Genomic DNA, 15,583 nt, shown 5'->3' with positions numbered 1-15,583 from the left:
GCCGATTCGCTACCGTGTGCGTCATGACCGAGCAGCGACTTTCCCCCGGCGACAAAGCGCCCGACTTCACCCTCCCCGACAGTGAGGGCAACGACGTCAAGCTCAGCGACTTCCGCGGCAAGTCGGTCGTCGTGTACTTCTACCCGAACGCCGGCACGCCGGGCTGCACGAAGCAGGCCTGCGACTTCCGGGACAGCCTCGCGCAGCTCAACGACGCCGGCTACCAGGTGCTCGGCATCTCGCCCGACAAGCCCGCGAAGCTCGCGAAGTTCGCCGAGGCGGAGGGGCTGACCTTCCCGCTGCTGTCCGACACCGAGAAGACCGTCCTCAAGGCGTACAGCGCCTTCGGCGAGAAGAAGAACTACGGCAGGGTCTACGAAGGCGTCATCCGCTCGACGTTCGTCGTCGACCCCGAGGGCAAGATCGCCGTGGCGCAGTACAACGTGCGCGCCACCGGCCACGTCGCGAAACTGCTGCGGGACCTCGACCTGGCGTCCTGACGATGACGGGACTGGAGGGGCCCGCACTCAAACTGGGCGGCAGTATCGCCACGCACGCGGCGAAGTCGTGGCTGCAACGACGGCGCAAGAAGACCGAGCGCGAGTCGAGCCTCGCCGAGCTGGCGGCGGACGAGCTCAAAGGTCCGCTGGAGAAACGCAAGCTCGAGAACCTGGTGGAGACGATCGGCCTGCAGGTGGCCGACGAGCTGAAGCCGGTCCTCACCGCGCGCTTCTCGTCGCTGCCCGAAAACGAGATCGACGCCGCGTTCCTCGCTGTCGAAGACACGCTCGGCAAGGTCGATCTCTCCGATGAAGCCCTCCTGGCGGACGACGCCGATCCGGAACTTCTGGCCCGGCGCGTCCGCGAACAGTTCCCCGCCCGCTCGGCCCTGCTCGCCGAGCGGGCGGCGCAGCTGTACGAACTGGCGTTGGATCAGGCCTGCCGTCATCTGGTGATGGTGGTGCGGCATCTGCCGTCGTTCCAGCCGACGACGCTCGCCGAGATCTTGGGACGCCTGTCCCGGCAGTCGGACCAGCTGGACCAGCTCCTCGCGCGGGTCCCGAAGACGAGCCTCACCGCTCCCGCGGGAACCGACCACGACGCGGAGTTCAGGGCGGAGTACCTGAGCCTGCTCGCGCGGAAACTGGACAGGCTCGATCTGCTCGGGCTGACCAAAGACGACCAGCCGACGCTGCCGCTGACGGTCGCCTACCTCAGCCTTTCCGTGTCTTCGGAGAGCTCGCGCCGCGACGACCGCCCGAAGGACTGGTTCGAGAAACACTCCAGCCGCCGCGACGGGACGACCATGCGGGCGGAGAACGCGATCGGCGAAGAGCACCGCACCCTGTTTTCCGAGTTCAATTGAGGGGTAGGCAAACGTGTCGCGTAGTCGCGATCGGTCGCTGAGAGACTGTGTCTTCGCCCCCCGGGTGGTCACTCGGGGTGGTTAATGGGGCATTTTACTGCGAGTGAGGGGTGTGTGGAAATAGGGACGTTCAACGTCCCTATTTCCACACACCCTCGCATCTCCGGCGGTCTGGCCGTCGTGACCGGACCGGTCACACGGGGACCGTGTGGATTTCTGGTCATCCAACGTCCAAAAATCCACACAGTGTTCGTCCCGGGGCCGGACGTTTCGCAGGGCCGCTGACCGGCACCACAAACACGCCAGGTCGCCTTACCCCTCAACAACCCTCATTGTCACTCACGATCCCGGCACAAGAAGGCGCAAGGCGCTCAAATCGGTCACCAGGGACTGACCTTGGGTCCCTTGTGGACAGTCGCGGCCCCCAGGCCCTTGTGACGTCTGGGCTCGTCGGGACCTGACACGTCGTCTTACGCCTCAATAACCCGAAACGGCCACTCGCGACCAACTCAGCCGGCCAGCTTCCGCAGCTCCCCCACCAACGCCCGCAACGCCTTCCCCCGATGCGAAGCTTCATCCTTTTCGGACGGTTCCAGCTCCGCCGAGGTCCGCGTCTCCCCCTCGGGCACGAAGATCGGGTCATACCCGAATCCGTTGGTACCACGGCGTTCCCGGATCAGCGAGCCGCGCCATTCCCCGCGCACCACGGTTTCGTCGCCACCGGGGACGACCAAAGCGGCCGCGCAGACGAAAGCCGCGCCCATGCGCTCGTCTGGGGTGTCGGACAGCTGCGCCAGCACGAGATCCAGGTTCGCCTCGTCGTCGCCGTGCTTTCCCGACCAGCGTGCCGAGAGCACGCCCGGCATGCCGTTGAGCGCGTCCACGGCGATGCCGGAGTCGTCGGCGATGGCCGGGAGACCGGTCGCGGCGGCCGCGTCCCGGGCCTTCGCGAGCGCGTTGCCTTCGAAGTCCGGAGCGGTTTCGGGCGCTTCGGGGAACTCGGGGACGTCGGCGAGGCCGATGACCTCGACGCCCTCGATCCCTTCGGCGACCAGGATGCGCCGGAGCTCGCCGAGCTTCTTCGCGTTGCGGGTGGCGAGGAGCAGCTTGGTCACTTCGCGCCCTTCTTCTTGTCCGGACGCGGCTCGGGCAGTTCGCCGGGATACGGCAACGCGAGCGCCTCGGTCTGCAAACGGGTCAGTTCCTCGCAGCCCGCGAGCGCCATGTCCAGCATGGTGTCCAAAGTGGAGCGGGCGAAGGTGGCGCCCTCGCCGGTGCCCTGCACCTCGATCAAGGTGCCCGCGTCGGTGGCGACGACGTTCATGTCGACCTCCGCGCGCGAGTCCTCTTCGTAGGGCAGGTCGAGGCGCACCCGGCCGTCGACGACGCCGACGCTCACCGCGGCCACCGAAGACGAAAGCGGCTGCGGGTCGGCGAGGCGGCCCGCCGCGCCGAGCCAGGTGACGGCGTCGGCGAGCGCGACGTAACCGCCGGTCACCGCGGCCGTGCGGGTGCCGCCGTCGGCCTGGATGACGTCGCAGTCGATGACGATCGTGTTCTCCCCCAGCGCCGCCAGGTCGATGCAGGCGCGCAGCGACCGGCCGATCAGCCGGGAGATCTCGTGGGTGCGGCCGCCGACGCGGCCCTTGATGGATTCGCGGTCGCTGCGGGTGTTGGTCGCCGACGGCAGCATCGCGTACTCGGCGGTGACCCAGCCGAGGCCGGAACCGGCCCGCCAGCGGGGGACGCCTTCGGTGACGCTCGCCGCGCACAGCACCCGGGTGTCGCCGAATTCGATCAACACCGAGCCCGCGGGCCACCGCTGGAAACCGCGGGTGATCTTGATGTCGCGAAGCTGGTCGTCGTTCCTGCCGTCTTTTCTCGCCACGGCCGCCACTCTAGAACCCCGCGTCAGAGGTCGTAGACGGCGCCCTGCTCGACCAGCTCGGCCGCGGGGAACGCGACGGCCGCCTCGGCGAGGACCGCGTCGCGGTCGGTCCAGGGCGCGACGTGGGTGAGCAGCAGTCGCCCGACCCCGGCCTTGCGTCCCAGCTCCCCCGCCTCCTTGCCGGACAGGTGGACGCCGGCGGGCCGGTCGGGCGAGTCGGTCCACGACGCTTCGGACAGCAGGACGTCGACGCCGCCCGCGAGATCGGTCAGGTTGTCGCAGACGCCGGTGTCCCCGGTGTAGGCGAGGGTCTTGCCGCCGTGCGCGAACCGCAGGCCGAACGCCGGGGTCGGATGGTCGACCGGGACCGCGGTGACCTCGAACGGCCCGATCTTCATGGGCTCGCACCGCAGCGTCTCGAAGGCGAAGACGTCCGTGAGATCGGTGGTCGCCCGCTCGTCCTGGTTCGCCGCGTACGCGTAGGTGAGCCGCTCCCGCACGTCCGACGGCCCGTACACCGGCAGCCGCCGCGGCCTCGCCGGGTACGGCAGCGCGGGGTGGTACCGGCGCAGCACGGTGAGCGCGCTGACGTCGGCGCAGTGGTCGGGGTGCAGGTGCGAAAGGATCAGCGCGTCCAGATCGAACGGGTCGCGCAGCGCCTGCAGCCTGGCGAGCGTCCCGTTGCCGAGCTCGAGCCCCAGGACGAACCCGTCCGCCTCGATCAGGTAGCCGGACGCGGCGGCGTTGGGCCCGGGGATGCTGCCGGAGCAGCCGAGGATCGTGAGACGCACTGTGACACCTTAAGCACGGAATCGGCGATTTTAGGCGCTGGTGGGAGCCAGCACACCCGGAGCGAAGCCCATGAACCGCTGAGCGAGCCTCGTGAACGGCTCGGCGGATCCGGTGGCGACGAACTCGTGCCGCGGCGGGGTGTCGCGCTCGGCGAGGAGGTCGGCCTCGGTGAGGACGCGCACGAGGTCACGCGCGGTCTCCTCGGCGCTGGACACCAGCGTGACGTCCTGGCCCATGACGATCTGCAGCACCCCGGACAGCAAGGGATAGTGCGTGCAGCCCATGACCAGCGTGTCGACCTGCGCGTCCAGCAGTGGTTCGAGATAGCCCTGCGCGAGCCCGAGCACCTGGCGCCCGGTGGTGATCCCGCGTTCGACGAAGTCGACGAACCGCGGGCACGCGACGCTGGTGATCTGCACGTCTTGCGCGGCGTTGAAGGCGTCGTCGTAGGCGCGCGACCGCACGGTTCCCTCGGTGCCGATGACACCGATACGGCCGGAGCGCGTCGCGGAAACGGCCCGGCGCGCGGCCGGGAGGACGACCTCGATCACAGGGACGTCGTAGCGCTCCCTCGCGTCGCGAAGGCAGGCGGCGGAGGCGGTGTTGCAGGCGATGACCAGCGCCTTCACCCCGCCCTCGACGATGTCGTCCAGCGCTTCCAGCGCGTACTGGCGCGCGGTGGCGATGGGAAGCGGACCGTACGGGTTGCGGGCGGTGTCGCCGACGTAGCGCAACTGCTCACCGGGCAGCTGTTCCAGGATCGCCCTGGCGACGGTGAGCCCGCCCACTCCGGAATCGAAGACGCCGATGGGGGCGTCGGCGCTCGGCTTGGTCACACGGCGAGGCTACCGGGACCGGTCGCTTTCCTGGCCTGGGACCTGTCCACCCGCGCCATCAACCAGGCGGCGAAGACCCCGGACAGCGCGCCGAACAGGTGACCCTGCCAGGAGACGCCCGGGTCGCCCGGAAGCAGTCCCCAGAGCATCCCGCTCCAGATGCCCAGCAGCACCACGGCCACCAGGATCTGCCCGACGGCGCGGTTGAAAATGCCTCGGACCAGCAGGAACGCGAGCCAGCCGAAGGCGACGCCGGACGCGCCCACGGTCACCGTGCCACCCGGCGCGATCAGCCAGACACCGACGCCGGAAAGCACCCAGATGATCGCGGTGACCAGCACCCACCGGCCGATACCCGCGGACATCGCGAGGAAGGCGAACACCAGCACCGGGACGGTGTTGGAGAACAGATGCCCCCAGCCCGCGTGCAGCAACGGCGCCCAGAGGACGCCGTCGAGGTCGGAGAGCTCGCGCGCGACGATGCCGCCGCTCTGATCGAGGTCGGCTGGCAGGACGACGTCGACCAGCTCGACCAGGTAGAGCAGCGCGGTGAAGGCCAGCGCGACGATCGCGGCGGCCCTCGGGTTCGGCGGCAGGACGCGTTTGGCCGGATCGCTACCGGGCTCGCTCGCCGGGACCGGCTGGGAAGGCAAAGTGGTCACCTCCACAGGCTACGGCGGCGAACGGCGGGATCGCCTCCGTGAGAACCCTGAATTGTCGGTGGGTGCCGCTACGGTCGATCGCATGGGGTTCCCTTCTTCCGAGCACGTCGACGTGCCCGCCTACCTCGCGCGACTCGGCCTCGAGCACGAGCCGCCGAGCCTCGACGCCCTCGTCCGGCTGCACAAGGCCCATGTGGAGCGGGTGCCGTACGAGGATTTCGAAGTCCAGCTGGGCCGGGTGACCTCGCTGGACCCGGCGGTGTCGTTCGGCCGGATCGCCGCCGGCCGCGGCGGCTACTGCTATCACCTCAACGGCGCGTTCTCGGCGCTGCTACGGGCGCTCGGCTACCAGGTCACCCGCCACCCGAGCGGGGCACAGATGCCGGACGCGCAGGCCGGGATCCACCTCAACCACCTGGCCCTGACGGTGACCGGGCTGCCGGACGAGCCCGACGCCGGCTGGCTGGTCGACGTCGGGCTCGGGGACGGCATCCACGAGCCGCTGCCGTTGCGTGAAGGCGAGTACAAACAGGGCCCGCTGGTGTTCCGGATACGGCCGTCGGAGATCACGCCCGGCGGCTGGCGGTTCGACCACGATCCGCAGGGCAGTTTCGTCGGGATGGATTTCGCGCCGGAGGCGGCCGTGATGGCCGATTTCGCCGAAAAGCACGTCGAGCTGTCCACGTCCGAGGATTCCGGCTTCGTCCGCACGCTGGTGGTGCAGCGGCGCGACGCGGAGGGGGTGGATTCGCTGCGCGCCCTGACCTTGAGCGGTCTGCCGGGCGGCAAGACCGTGCTGGAATCACCGGCCGAGTGGTGGACGGCGCTCGAGGACGTCTTCGGCGTGGCTCGCAATGGTTTCACCGGTGAAGAACAGGACAGGCTGTGGCGGCAGGCCGTCGCCCAGCACGAACGTCACACCGTGGGAGGGAGTGAGGCCTTGCCCAGCGCGTAGTCCACGGCCGCTTCGGCGTGCAGCCTGGTGGTGGGGAAGGTGGGCACCTTGCTGTCTTCGGGGCCGACGAGCAGTTCGATCTCCGTGCACCCGTAGATCACGCCTTCCGCGCCCGCCTCGACGAGCCTCGCGATGACCTCGCGGTACCGCTCACGGGAATCCTCGGTGACGACGCCGTGGACGAGCTCGTCGTAGATGACCCGGTGCACCGTCTCGCGGTCCTCTTCGCCGGGCACGAGCACGTCGAGGCCGTGCGCGGCGAGGCGTTCGCGGTAGAACGGCTGGGCCATGGTGAACCCGGTGCCCAGGAGCCCGACCCTGGTGATTTGCCGGGCCTTGATCGCGGCCGCCGTGGTGTCGGCGAGGTGCAGGAGCGGCACGCCCAGCCCGTCGGTGAGCTGGTCGGCGACCTTGTGCATCGTGTTGGTGCAGAGGACGACGAAGTCGGCTCCGGCGGCTTCGAGGGCGAGGGCGGCGCGGTTCAGTTCCCGCCCGGCGTCGTCCCAGCGTCCTTCGGCCTGCATCGCTTCGATCTCGGCGAAGTCCACGGAGTACAGCACGGTGCGCGCGGAGTGGTACCCACCGCGCAGCTCGCGGACGCGTTCGTTGACCAGGCGGTAGTACTCGGCCGACGATTCCCAGCTCATCCCGCCCAGCAACCCGATGACCTTCATGTCCGCCATCGTGCCAGCGCCGCGCGGGCGCCGGGTCTCGTGAGTGGTGAGGACGGTTAGGTACCTGCTGGACGTGGCGTTGGTCGAAGGTCCGTGAAGGCCTCCTTGCCTACCTTGAGGGTAGGCAAGGAGGCCTTCACGGACTACGCGATCGCCATCCGAAGCCGGGCAACACCACCTGTCCCAGGAGTCACAGCGGTGGCGCGTGAAGGCGCCCTCCCTCGACACAGCCGGAGAAACTCGACCTTCACACCTCGCCGAATACGTGAAGGACCCCTTCACTGCGCTAGACGCAATGAAGGGGTCCTTCACGGACCCTTTCGGTGGGGATCACCAAGACCAGGCCCAGCGCGAGGGGTCAGGCCCAGAGCTGCCCGTCGAGCCTTTCGGCCGCTTCGTCGAGCGAGCCGGAGTACGCGCCCGTCGAGAGGTACTTCCACCCCGCGTCAGCGACCACGAAGGCCACATCGGCGGGCTTCCCCGCCGCGGCGGCCTTCTCGGCGACGGCGAGCGCCGCGTGCAGCACGGCCCCCGTCGAGATCCCCGCGAAGATGCCTTCGTGCTCCAGCAGCTCGCGTGTCCGGCGAAGCGCGTCGTACGCGCCGACGGAGTACCGGCCGTTGAGCACGCTCGCGTCGTAGAGCTCCGGGACGAAGCCCTCATCGAGGTTCCGCAGGCCGTACACCAGCTCGCCGTAGCGTGGTTCGGCCGCGATGATCTGCACGTCCGGCTTCGCCTCGTGCAGGTAGCGCCCGACACCGACCAGGGTGCCGGTGGTGCCGAGGCCGCCGACGAAATGTGTCAGGGTCGGCAGGTCCTTGAGCAGTTCGGGCCCGGTGCCGCGGTAGTGCGCGTCGGCGTTCGCCGGGTTGCCGTACTGGTAGAGCATCACCCAGTCCGGGTTGGCCTCGGCCAGTTCCTTCGCCCGGCGCACGGCCTCGTTGGATCCGCCGGCGGCCGGGGAGAAGACGATCCGCGCGCCGTACGCCTGCAGCAGCTGCTTGCGCTCGGTCGAGGTGTTCTCCGGCATCACGCACACGAGGCCGTAGCCCTTGAGCTTCGCGGCCATGGCGAGCGCGATCCCGGTGTTGCCCGACGTCGGCTCCAGGATCGTGGAGCCGCGCCGGAGCGTGCCTTCGCGCTCGGCGGCCTCGATCATCGCCAGCGCGGGGCGATCCTTGATCGAACCGGTCGGGTTGCGGTCCTCCAGCTTCGCCCACAACCGCACGTCATGGGTGGGCGAAAGCCGGGGAAGCCCGACCAGCGGGGTGCCGCCGAGCGCGTCGAGCAGCGACTCGAAGCGAGCCATCGATCAGCCACCGGCCACGGCGGGCAGGATGGTCAGGGTGTCGCCGTCCTTGACCTCGGCCTCGAGACCGCCGGAGAAACGGACGTCCTCGTCGTTGACGTAGACGTTGACGAAGCGATGCAGCTTCTCTTCCTTGACCAGGCGGGCCTTGAGGCCGCCGTGGCGGGACTCGATGTCGTCGATCACCTCGAGCACGGTCTTGCCGGTCGCCTCGACGGACTTCTCGCCGCCGGTGTGCGTACGCAGGATGGTCGGGATGGACACGGTCACGGCCATGGTTTTCTACCTCCGGTGGGTTCTCTGCTACGCAGACGTTCGGGCCGGTCCGGGATATTCCCGGGCCAGGGTTCAGCCGATGATCTCGACGGGCTCCTCGGTGATCTCCCCGTCCACGATCCGGTACGACCGGAACTGGTGCGAATCGGGGTCCTTGGTGGAAACGAGCACGTAGTGCGCGTCGGGTTCCGAGGCGTACGAGACATCGGTGCGGGACGGATAGGCGTCGGTCGCGGTGTGCGAGTGGTAGATGACCACCGGCACCTCGTCGTTGGCGTCCATCTCGCGGTAGAGCTTGAGCAGATCGCCCGAGTCGAATTCGTAGAACGTCGGCGAGCGCGCCGCGTTCAGCATGGGGATGTACCGCTCGGGGCTGTCCGACCCCTCGGGACCGGCGATCACCCCGCACGCCTCATCGGGATGGTCACGACGGGCATGGGCGACGATCTCGTCGACGAGTTCACGGCGGATCCGGAGCACGTCGCCCATCTTAGGTGCTGGAAAGGGTGGGTCCACACTCTGAGATCGCCGCCACTCCCCACCCGCGTTTCGTCCTCTGGATGCGGTAGTTGCACGCGCAAGGACCGCATCCAGAGGANGCAGGACGAATGGATACTGATCGCGACCGGTGCCGTCCTGGGTTTCGCCGTCGGCGAGGCGCAGGTCTTGCTGCTGGAGCACTTCGCCGCCTGACTCCCCGCATTTCGTCCTCTGGATGCGGTAGTTGCACGCGCAAGGACCGCATCCAGAGGACGAAACGCGGGGGTCAGGAGAAGGCTTCCGGCCAGACGTCCCGGTACGCGCGCATGTCCCCCGCCGAAGTGGCCGAAAGCACTCCGTGCACCATCGCGCGCCCGAAGACCCTGGCGGCCGCCGAGCACAGCGTGTCCAGCACCATCGCGCGCCGCGCAGCCGCGACGGGGCCCGCGCCGCCGGGCAGTTCCCGGTCGCCGGTCGCCAGCGCGAACACCGTGTCACCGTCGAACATCGTGTGCGCGGGCCGCACTGCCCTGGCGAGACCGTCTTGCGCGGCCACCGCGAGCCGCCGCGCCTCCGCCTTGGACAGCGCCGCGTCGACCGCGACCACGCCGATGGTCGTGTTGAGGCCGGCGGCCTTCGCCTCGACGTCGCCCGGCCGCTCGGGCCAGCGGACACCGAACTCGCCGTCGACCTCGTGGTCCGCCGCGTACGCGCGGCCCGTCGAGAGATCCACGGCCTCGCCGGCGGCGTTCACGGCGGCGACGACGCCGACGGTGAACTCCCCGACCTTCTCCGAGGCCGTCCCGATCCCGCCTTTGAGCGATCCCGCCTTCGCCCCGGCGCCCGCGCCGACGGTCCCGAGCGCGACCGGACCTCCGGCAGCCGCTTCGCAGGCCGCGTAACCGAAGGAGGCGTCCGGACGGTTTCCCCACTCGCTGCGCGGCAGGTCGAACAACACCGCGGCGGGCACGATCGGCACCACCTCGTGCGGCTGAGTGCCCACAGGGATGCCCAGGTTCCGCTCGGCCAGCCAGCGCATGACGCCGTCCGCGGCGGCCAGGCCGTACGCGCTCCCGCCGGACAGGCAGATCGCGTTGACGTGCTGGACCAGGTTCTCCGGCTCCAGCAGGTTGGTCTCGCGCGTTCCGGGCGCGCCGCCGCGCTGGTCGACGGCCCCGACCGCGCCGCCGGGGACCAGCACGACCGTCGTCCCGGTCGCCCAGCCGCCGCCGACCCGCTCGTGATGCCCGACCAGCACCCCCGGGACGTCGGTGATCATGACGTCAGCGACTGGATGAGGGTCTCCTGCACCCAGGTCAGCCAGTGGTAGACGCCGAGATGCGGCGCGCGGGGATCGTCCTCGGGCAGTTCGTCGGGCATGTCCTCGGTGACGTCGAGCGCGGTGCCCAGCGCCAGCCGGACGTCGTTGAGCGCGCCCAGCCACGCGTCGGCCTGCTCGAAGGTCAGCCGCACGTTCCCGCCGTCACGCGGCAGGGTGTCCAGCACGATCTTGGCGACGCCGACCTTCTTGTCCAGCAGCTCGGGCTCGTGGATCGACCGCATCGCGGCGGCCGAGTCGATGTCCTCGCGGGTCGGGTTGTCCGGGTCCAGCTTGTGGAAGTCCGGCAGCAGCCGGGAAAGCACCGGGTCGTCCGGCGATTCGGTCGGGCCCATCCGGATCCCGGTCAGCTCCGCCAGCTCGTCCTGGGGCGCCTCCTCGGCGCGCGCGGTGAGCATGTCCTCCAGCTGGCTGACCAGGCCGCGCAGCACCGCGGCCTCCTGCTGCTCGAACCCCGCGACGATGGTGTCGCCCTTACGGCGCCATCCGTTCATGAAGGCTGCTCCATGGTGGCCCAGAGGCCGGCCGCGTGGAGCTTCGCGACGTCGGTCTCCACCTTCTCCTTGGAACCGGACGACACGATCGCCTTGCCCTTCTGGTGCACGTCGAGCATCAGTTTCGTCGCGTGGTCCCGGCTGTAACCGAACAGCTTCTGGAACACGTACGTCACATAGGACATGAGGTTCACCGGATCGTTCCAGACGACCGTCCGCCAGGGTTTGTCCTCAGAGACGACCTCTACTCCCTGTGGATCAACCTGCGTCTGCTCGGATGCGACAGGCGTGGACATGCACTCCATGGTGTCACGGGCCGGTTCCGGTATGGGCTGGCAGGTCCGGCCATGTGGGTGAATAGGCTGGTGCCATGGGTTCCCCCGAGGCGGCCACTGGCGCCAGCACCGCGCTGCTCACCGACCACTACGAGCTGACCATGCTGGCCAGCGCCCTGTCCGACGGGACGGCGGACCGGCCATGCGTCTTCGAGGTCTTCGCACGTCGTCTGCCCGACGGCCGCCGCTACGGCGTCGTCGCGGGCACGGGGCGGGTCCTCGACGCGATCGCCGACTTCCGGTTCACCGACGCCGAGCTGAGCCAGCTGGAGGCGACGGCCGTCGTCGACGACGCCACCCTTTCGTGGCTCGCGGACTACTCCTTCTCGGGGAACATCGACGGTTACCCCGAGGGCGAGCTCTACTTCCCCGGCTCCCCGATCCTGACCGTCACCGGCTCCTTCGGCGAGGCCGTCGTGCTGGAGACGCTGATCCTCTCGATCCTCAACCACGACAGCGCGATCGCGTCCGCCGCGGCACGGATGTCGGGCGCCGCGCACGGCAGGCCGATCATCGAGATGGGCGGCCGCCGCACGCACGAGTACGCCGCCGTCGCCGCCGCGCGGGCCGCGTACCTAGCCGGGTTCGCCACGACCTCCAACCTCGAAGCCGGCCGCCGCTACGGCATCCCGACGCGGGGCACCGTCGCGCACGCGTTCATGTTGCTGCACGACAGCGAAGAGCAGGCGTTCCGCGCGCAGGTGGACAAGATGGGCACCGACACCACCCTCCTGGTGGACACCTACGACATCACCAAGGGCATCGAGACGGCCGTCCGGGTGGCGGGCACCGAGCTCGGCGCGATCCGCATCGACTCCGGCGACGTGGGCCCGCTGGCGCGCAAGGCCCGCGAGCAGCTGGACGCCCTCGGCGCCAAGGACACCCGCATCGTGGTGTCGGGCGACCTCGACGAACACGCCATCGCGGCGCTGCGGGCGGAACCGGTCGACGCGTACGGCGTCGGGACCTCGGTCGTCACCGGTTCCGGCGCGCCGACCGCGGGCATGGTCTACAAGCTCGTCGAGGTCGACGGCAGGCCGGTCGCCAAGCGCAGCGCGCACAAGGAATCACGCGGTGGCAGGAAATCCGCGCTGCGGCGGCACCGCGAGACCGGCACCGCCGTCGAAGAGGTGATCTGGACGGCCGGCTCGGAGGTCCCGGAACAGGGACCGGACGACCACGAATTGCAGATTCCGCTGGTCCGGGACGGCCGGACGGTGGATGATTTGCCCACGCTGGACGACGCGCGCCAGCGGCTTCGGCGGGCACTGGTGAGCCTTCCGTGGGAAGGCCTCAAGCTCTCGCACGGAGAACCCGCCATCCCGACCGTATTCGTCTAAAGAGAACTCAGGAGCAACACATGGGGACCGCCTTGATCGTGGTCGATGTGCAGAACGACTTCTGCGAAGGCGGGTCGCTCGGCCTGCCCGGAGGCGCCGCCGCCGCCGAAGCGATCTCCAAGCAGGCCGCGGAAGGCGGCTACGCGCACGTCGTCGCCACCCGCGACTACCACATCGACCCGGGCGATCACTTCAGCGAGACGCCGGACTTCAAGGACAGCTGGCCGCGTCACTGCGTCGCGGGCACTTCCGGCGCGTCGTTCCACCCCGCGCTCGACGTGGTCCCGATCCGCGAGGTCTTCTCCAAGGGCGAGTACACCGCCGCGTACTCCGGTTTCGAAGGCAACGCGCGCGACGGCAAGACGCTCGACGCGTGGCTGAAGGAGCACGACGTCACCGAGGTCGACGTCGTCGGCATCGCGACCGACTTCTGCGTCCGCGCCACGGCGCTCGACGCGGCGAAGGCCGGTTTCAAGGTCCGGGTGCTGCTTGACCTCACGGTCGGGGGCTCGCAGCCGACCGTCGACGCCGCGCTCAAGGACTTCGACGAGGCGGGCGTGACCTACACCGGGAAGGCGCCGGTCCCGGCCGCATGATCCAGCACGACCTCCAGGACACCCTGATCGAAAACCGGCTCGTCGCGATCCTGCGGGCCGCGGACGCGAGCCGGTTCGCCGACGCCGCAACGGTGCTGCACGCGGCGGGCGTGCGGGTGCTCGAAGCGGCGTTGACCACGCCTGGCGCCACGGACGCCATCGCGACCATCCGCAAGAAGCTCGGCGACGACGCGCATATCGGCGCCGGGAGCGTGCGCGAGGTGTCCGATGTGGACATCTCGGCGGACGCGGGCGCGACCTTCCTGGTCACGCCGACGGTGAATCCGCTGGTCATGGAGCGCGCGCACGAACGCGGGCTGCCGGTGGTCTGCGGCGCGCTGACGCCGACCGAGATCGACCAGGCGTGGCGTCTCGGCGCGGCGGCGGTGAAGGTCTTCCCGATCGCGGCCGTCGGCGGGATCGCCTACCTGCGGGCGATCCGGGCGCCGATGCCGGACATCCCGCTCGTCCCGACCGGCGGCGTCCACCTGGCCGACGTCGCGAATTACCTCGAGTCCGGCTCGATCGCCGTCGCGGCCGCCACGCCGCTTCTCGGCGACGCGCTCACCTCGAAAGGGTCGCTGACCGATCTGGCGGCCCGGGCGAGCGAGTTCGTCGCCGCGGCCGCGAAGTACGTCTCGCGCACCTGACGCAGTTAGTCCTCTGGATGCGGTACTTGCGTGTGCAAGGACCGCGTCCAGAGGACGAAACGCGGGGTTCAGGGGGTCGGCTTCTTCTTGCCGTACGGGTCGCAGCGCGCGGTACCGAGGTAGATGTCGCCCTTCGCCGGTCCGCCGCCCTGCGGGAACAGCTTGATGTGCAGCATGTGCGTCACGAGGCTCCCGTCGGGCGGGGTCGGCGTGACGGTCTCGTTGACCGTGAGCGACGCCAGCGGCGTCCCGGCCTTCCCGCCCGGGATGGTCAGCCGGTAGTTCTGCGGGATGTTCTCCGGCAGCGTGAACCCGGTGACGTCGCCGAACTCGATGTAGCCGAGGCTGCCGTCCTCGGTGGTGCTGCACTTCGCCATGAACGAGCGGACCTTGAGCACCGGGCCGCCGAAGCGGTTGAGCAACGTCGTCTCGAACCGCCGCCCGGCCGCCTCGCCGACGGCCACCGCGCCGTTCCGGCCGCAGCGCGACTCACCCCCGCTGAACCGGGCGAAGTCACCGACGGACCCGCCCTGGGTCTTCGCGCTCAAAGGACCGTCGACGTCGCACGGCGCGAGCTCGCCCGTGACCACGTGTTCGTCGCCGATCTCCACGTCGACCGAACCGACCGACGCGGCCGCCGTCGCGGGCGCGGGACCGGCCGACGCGGCCGCCGGACCTCCCGCCACCAGCGCCCCGGTCAGCATCGTCACCGACAACAGCCTCGAAACGGGTTTCCTCATATCCGGCAGCCTCCACCAACCGCCTGGCCCCTGCAGGGTCATGCCACCCGGACGAGTGGACGCGCGATGACCGTGAGGTGGCCGACATTCGGTCCGCGGCCCGTCGTCTGGCGTTAACCTCGGTTCACATTCGTGTACTCATAGGAGGTCTGAGTGTCTTCGCTGTCTGTGGCCGGTCGCCGTCCGGTCCTCGCCGACCTCGTTCCCGGCGCTCTGGCCCGTGACGCGGTCCTGGTCGCCGGTGGGGCCGCCCTGACCGGTGCGGCCGCGCAGATCCTGATCCCGGTGCCCGGCTCCCCGGTGCCGATGACCGGCCAGACGTTCGCCGCCCTGCTGGTCGGCGCGGCGCTCGGCTGGAAGCGCGGCGCGCTGTCGATGGCGCTGTACCTCGCCGTCGGCGCCGCCGGGTTCGGCTGGTTCCAGAACGGTTCTTCCGGCCTGTTCGGCGCCAGCGCCGGCTACATCGTCGGCTTCGTGCTCGCGGGCGCGCTGGTCGGCGCGCTCGCCGGCCGCGGCGGTGACCGCACACCGTTGCGCACGGCGGGGACGATGGTGCTGGGCAACCTCGCCATCTACTCGGTCGGCGTGCCGTGGCTGATGGCGTCGACCGGCTTCGGCCTGTCGACCGCACTGGAGAAGGGTGTCGTGCCGTTCCTCATCGGTGACGCGCTGAAGATCGCCGTCGCGGCGGCGCTGCTTCCGGGCACCTGGGCGCTGGTCTCTCGCTTCCGCAAGGAGTCGTGACCGGCCCTTTCACCACCCCACAAGCCGCGATGAAAGGTCCCTTGCCCGCAAATTTTGCGAGCAAGGGACCTTTCATCGCACGGGGCGGACGATCTTGACGGTGCCCC

Annotated in this window: 20 protein-coding genes; 7 read left to right on the top strand and 13 right to left on the bottom strand. The window is 69.7% G+C overall.

Features of this window, described 5'->3' with window-relative positions; all coding sequences use genetic code 11:
* The first annotated feature begins 23 nt into the window (after positions 1-23).
* Both bcp and ACXIZN_RS42270 read left to right on the top strand, forming a co-directional pair.
* On the top strand, positions 24-500 hold the full coding sequence (gene bcp / locus ACXIZN_RS42275; protein ID WP_457960315.1) for a thioredoxin-dependent thiol peroxidase: 477 nt from the start codon (positions 24-26) through the stop codon (positions 498-500).
* A 2-nt stretch (positions 501-502) separates the two neighbouring features.
* Positions 503-1,366, top strand: a complete 864-nt coding sequence (locus ACXIZN_RS42270; RefSeq protein WP_457960314.1) for an NACHT N-terminal Helical domain 1-containing protein — start codon at positions 503-505, stop codon at positions 1,364-1,366.
* 509 nt (positions 1,367-1,875) lie between these two features.
* On the opposite strand, the gene rdgB is transcribed toward ACXIZN_RS42270, so the two are convergent.
* From rdgB to ACXIZN_RS42245, 5 genes are read right to left on the bottom strand one after another with little or no spacing between them, the layout of a single operon-like run.
* The gene (gene rdgB / locus ACXIZN_RS42265; protein WP_457960313.1) at positions 1,876-2,481 is read right to left on the bottom strand and encodes an RdgB/HAM1 family non-canonical purine NTP pyrophosphatase; all 606 of its coding nucleotides are present in this window, start codon (positions 2,479-2,481) and stop codon (positions 1,876-1,878) included.
* Positions 2,478-3,254 carry a ribonuclease PH gene (gene rph, locus ACXIZN_RS42260; RefSeq protein WP_126732709.1) on the bottom strand — a complete coding sequence of 259 codons (777 nt, stop codon included), beginning with the start codon at positions 3,252-3,254 and terminating at the stop codon, positions 2,478-2,480. The genes rdgB and rph overlap by 4 nt, the downstream gene beginning before the upstream one ends.
* A 23-nt stretch (positions 3,255-3,277) precedes the next feature.
* The gene (locus tag ACXIZN_RS42255; RefSeq protein WP_457960312.1) at positions 3,278-4,045 is read right to left on the bottom strand and encodes an MBL fold metallo-hydrolase; all 768 of its coding nucleotides are present in this window, start codon (positions 4,043-4,045) and stop codon (positions 3,278-3,280) included.
* Between the two features lie 30 nt (positions 4,046-4,075).
* Positions 4,076-4,882: a glutamate racemase gene (gene murI, locus ACXIZN_RS42250; RefSeq protein ID WP_457960311.1), complete on the bottom strand. Its 807-nt coding sequence runs from the start codon at positions 4,880-4,882 to the stop codon at positions 4,076-4,078.
* Entirely contained in the window at positions 4,879-5,535 is a 657-nt protein-coding gene (locus ACXIZN_RS42245) for a rhomboid family intramembrane serine protease (protein WP_257489903.1), read from the bottom strand. Before ACXIZN_RS42245 ends, murI begins: the two co-directional genes overlap by 4 nt.
* A gap of 91 nt (positions 5,536-5,626) precedes the next feature.
* Between ACXIZN_RS42245 and ACXIZN_RS42240 the strand changes: the two genes are divergently transcribed.
* Entirely contained in the window at positions 5,627-6,499 is an 873-nt protein-coding gene (locus tag ACXIZN_RS42240) for an arylamine N-acetyltransferase family protein (RefSeq protein WP_457960310.1), read from the top strand.
* Here the strand turns inward: ACXIZN_RS42240 and ACXIZN_RS42235 are convergent.
* The 7 genes from ACXIZN_RS42235 to clpS form a co-directional block, all read right to left on the bottom strand.
* The gene (locus tag ACXIZN_RS42235; protein ID WP_457960309.1) at positions 6,460-7,173 is read right to left on the bottom strand and encodes an aspartate/glutamate racemase family protein; all 714 of its coding nucleotides are present in this window, start codon (positions 7,171-7,173) and stop codon (positions 6,460-6,462) included. The two genes, ACXIZN_RS42240 and ACXIZN_RS42235, sit on opposite strands and share 40 nt — an antisense overlap.
* A 358-nt stretch (positions 7,174-7,531) precedes the next feature.
* Positions 7,532-8,482 (bottom strand): PLP-dependent cysteine synthase family protein, encoded by a 951-nt coding sequence (locus tag ACXIZN_RS42230; protein ID WP_034308799.1) that lies wholly within the window; start codon positions 8,480-8,482, stop codon positions 7,532-7,534.
* A gap of 3 nt (positions 8,483-8,485) precedes the next feature.
* Positions 8,486-8,758: a MoaD/ThiS family protein gene (locus ACXIZN_RS42225; RefSeq protein ID WP_005165659.1), complete on the bottom strand. Its 273-nt coding sequence runs from the start codon at positions 8,756-8,758 to the stop codon at positions 8,486-8,488.
* Between the two features lie 72 nt (positions 8,759-8,830).
* Complete coding sequence (locus tag ACXIZN_RS42220) at positions 8,831-9,247, bottom strand: M67 family metallopeptidase (protein WP_016336788.1); 417 nt, start codon at positions 9,245-9,247, stop codon at positions 8,831-8,833.
* Positions 9,248-9,524: 277 nt separating this feature from the next.
* A complete protein-coding gene (locus ACXIZN_RS42215) occupies positions 9,525-10,517 on the bottom strand; it encodes a P1 family peptidase (protein ID WP_457960308.1) in 993 nt (330 codons plus the stop codon).
* Positions 10,514-11,071: a DUF2017 domain-containing protein gene (locus tag ACXIZN_RS42210; RefSeq protein ID WP_034308812.1), complete on the bottom strand. Its 558-nt coding sequence runs from the start codon at positions 11,069-11,071 to the stop codon at positions 10,514-10,516. The genes ACXIZN_RS42215 and ACXIZN_RS42210 overlap by 4 nt, the downstream gene beginning before the upstream one ends.
* A complete protein-coding gene (gene clpS / locus ACXIZN_RS42205) occupies positions 11,068-11,367 on the bottom strand; it encodes an ATP-dependent Clp protease adapter ClpS (RefSeq protein WP_005165655.1) in 300 nt (99 codons plus the stop codon). Before clpS ends, ACXIZN_RS42210 begins: the two co-directional genes overlap by 4 nt.
* Before the next feature lie 74 nt (positions 11,368-11,441).
* Between clpS and ACXIZN_RS42200 the strand changes: the two genes are divergently transcribed.
* From ACXIZN_RS42200 to ACXIZN_RS42190, 3 genes are read left to right on the top strand one after another with little or no spacing between them, the layout of a single operon-like run.
* On the top strand, positions 11,442-12,746 hold the full coding sequence (locus ACXIZN_RS42200; RefSeq protein WP_457960307.1) for a nicotinate phosphoribosyltransferase: 1,305 nt from the start codon (positions 11,442-11,444) through the stop codon (positions 12,744-12,746).
* 20 nt (positions 12,747-12,766) lie between these two features.
* On the top strand, positions 12,767-13,342 hold the full coding sequence (locus ACXIZN_RS42195; protein ID WP_125673754.1) for a nicotinamidase: 576 nt from the start codon (positions 12,767-12,769) through the stop codon (positions 13,340-13,342).
* Positions 13,339-13,992, top strand: a complete 654-nt coding sequence (locus ACXIZN_RS42190; RefSeq protein WP_457960306.1) for a bifunctional 4-hydroxy-2-oxoglutarate aldolase/2-dehydro-3-deoxy-phosphogluconate aldolase — start codon at positions 13,339-13,341, stop codon at positions 13,990-13,992. Before ACXIZN_RS42195 ends, ACXIZN_RS42190 begins: the two co-directional genes overlap by 4 nt.
* Before the next feature lie 68 nt (positions 13,993-14,060).
* On the opposite strand, the gene ACXIZN_RS42185 is transcribed toward ACXIZN_RS42190, so the two are convergent.
* A complete protein-coding gene (locus tag ACXIZN_RS42185; RefSeq protein ID WP_457960305.1) occupies positions 14,061-14,732 on the bottom strand; it encodes a choice-of-anchor P family protein in 672 nt (223 codons plus the stop codon).
* 153 nt (positions 14,733-14,885) lie between these two features.
* Here ACXIZN_RS42185 and ACXIZN_RS42180 point away from each other — a divergent pair, with 153 nt between their 5' ends.
* Positions 14,886-15,476: a biotin transporter BioY gene (locus ACXIZN_RS42180; protein WP_126732699.1), complete on the top strand. Its 591-nt coding sequence runs from the start codon at positions 14,886-14,888 to the stop codon at positions 15,474-15,476.
* Positions 15,477-15,583 lie beyond the last annotated feature (107 nt).

This window comes from Amycolatopsis sp. TRM77291, assembly GCF_054166285.1.
This window is presented reverse-complemented; position numbering and strand designations above follow the sequence as displayed.

Bases quoted from the DNA above. Each gene is read 5' to 3' on its own strand.
- bcp (WP_457960315.1), top strand. From the start codon at position 24: ATGACCGAGCAGCGACTTTCCCCCGGCGACAAAGCGCCCGACTTCACC.
- ACXIZN_RS42270 (WP_457960314.1), top strand. From the start codon at position 503: ATGACGGGACTGGAGGGGCCCGCACTCAAACTGGGCGGCAGTATCGCC.
- ACXIZN_RS42240 (WP_457960310.1), top strand. From the start codon at position 5,627: ATGGGGTTCCCTTCTTCCGAGCACGTCGACGTGCCCGCCTACCTCGCG.
- ACXIZN_RS42235 (WP_457960309.1), bottom strand. From the start codon at position 7,173: ATGAAGGTCATCGGGTTGCTGGGCGGGATGAGCTGGGAATCGTCGGCC.
- ACXIZN_RS42230 (WP_034308799.1), bottom strand. From the start codon at position 8,482: ATGGCTCGCTTCGAGTCGCTGCTCGACGCGCTCGGCGGCACCCCGCTG.
- ACXIZN_RS42225 (WP_005165659.1), bottom strand. From the start codon at position 8,758: ATGGCCGTGACCGTGTCCATCCCGACCATCCTGCGTACGCACACCGGC.
- ACXIZN_RS42220 (WP_016336788.1), bottom strand. From the start codon at position 9,247: ATGGGCGACGTGCTCCGGATCCGCCGTGAACTCGTCGACGAGATCGTC.
- ACXIZN_RS42215 (WP_457960308.1), bottom strand. From the start codon at position 10,517: ATGATCACCGACGTCCCGGGGGTGCTGGTCGGGCATCACGAGCGGGTC.
- ACXIZN_RS42210 (WP_034308812.1), bottom strand. From the start codon at position 11,071: ATGAACGGATGGCGCCGTAAGGGCGACACCATCGTCGCGGGGTTCGAG.
- clpS (WP_005165655.1), bottom strand. From the start codon at position 11,367: ATGTCCACGCCTGTCGCATCCGAGCAGACGCAGGTTGATCCACAGGGA.
- ACXIZN_RS42200 (WP_457960307.1), top strand. From the start codon at position 11,442: ATGGGTTCCCCCGAGGCGGCCACTGGCGCCAGCACCGCGCTGCTCACC.
- ACXIZN_RS42195 (WP_125673754.1), top strand. From the start codon at position 12,767: ATGGGGACCGCCTTGATCGTGGTCGATGTGCAGAACGACTTCTGCGAA.
- ACXIZN_RS42190 (WP_457960306.1), top strand. From the start codon at position 13,339: ATGATCCAGCACGACCTCCAGGACACCCTGATCGAAAACCGGCTCGTC.
- ACXIZN_RS42185 (WP_457960305.1), bottom strand. From the start codon at position 14,732: ATGAGGAAACCCGTTTCGAGGCTGTTGTCGGTGACGATGCTGACCGGG.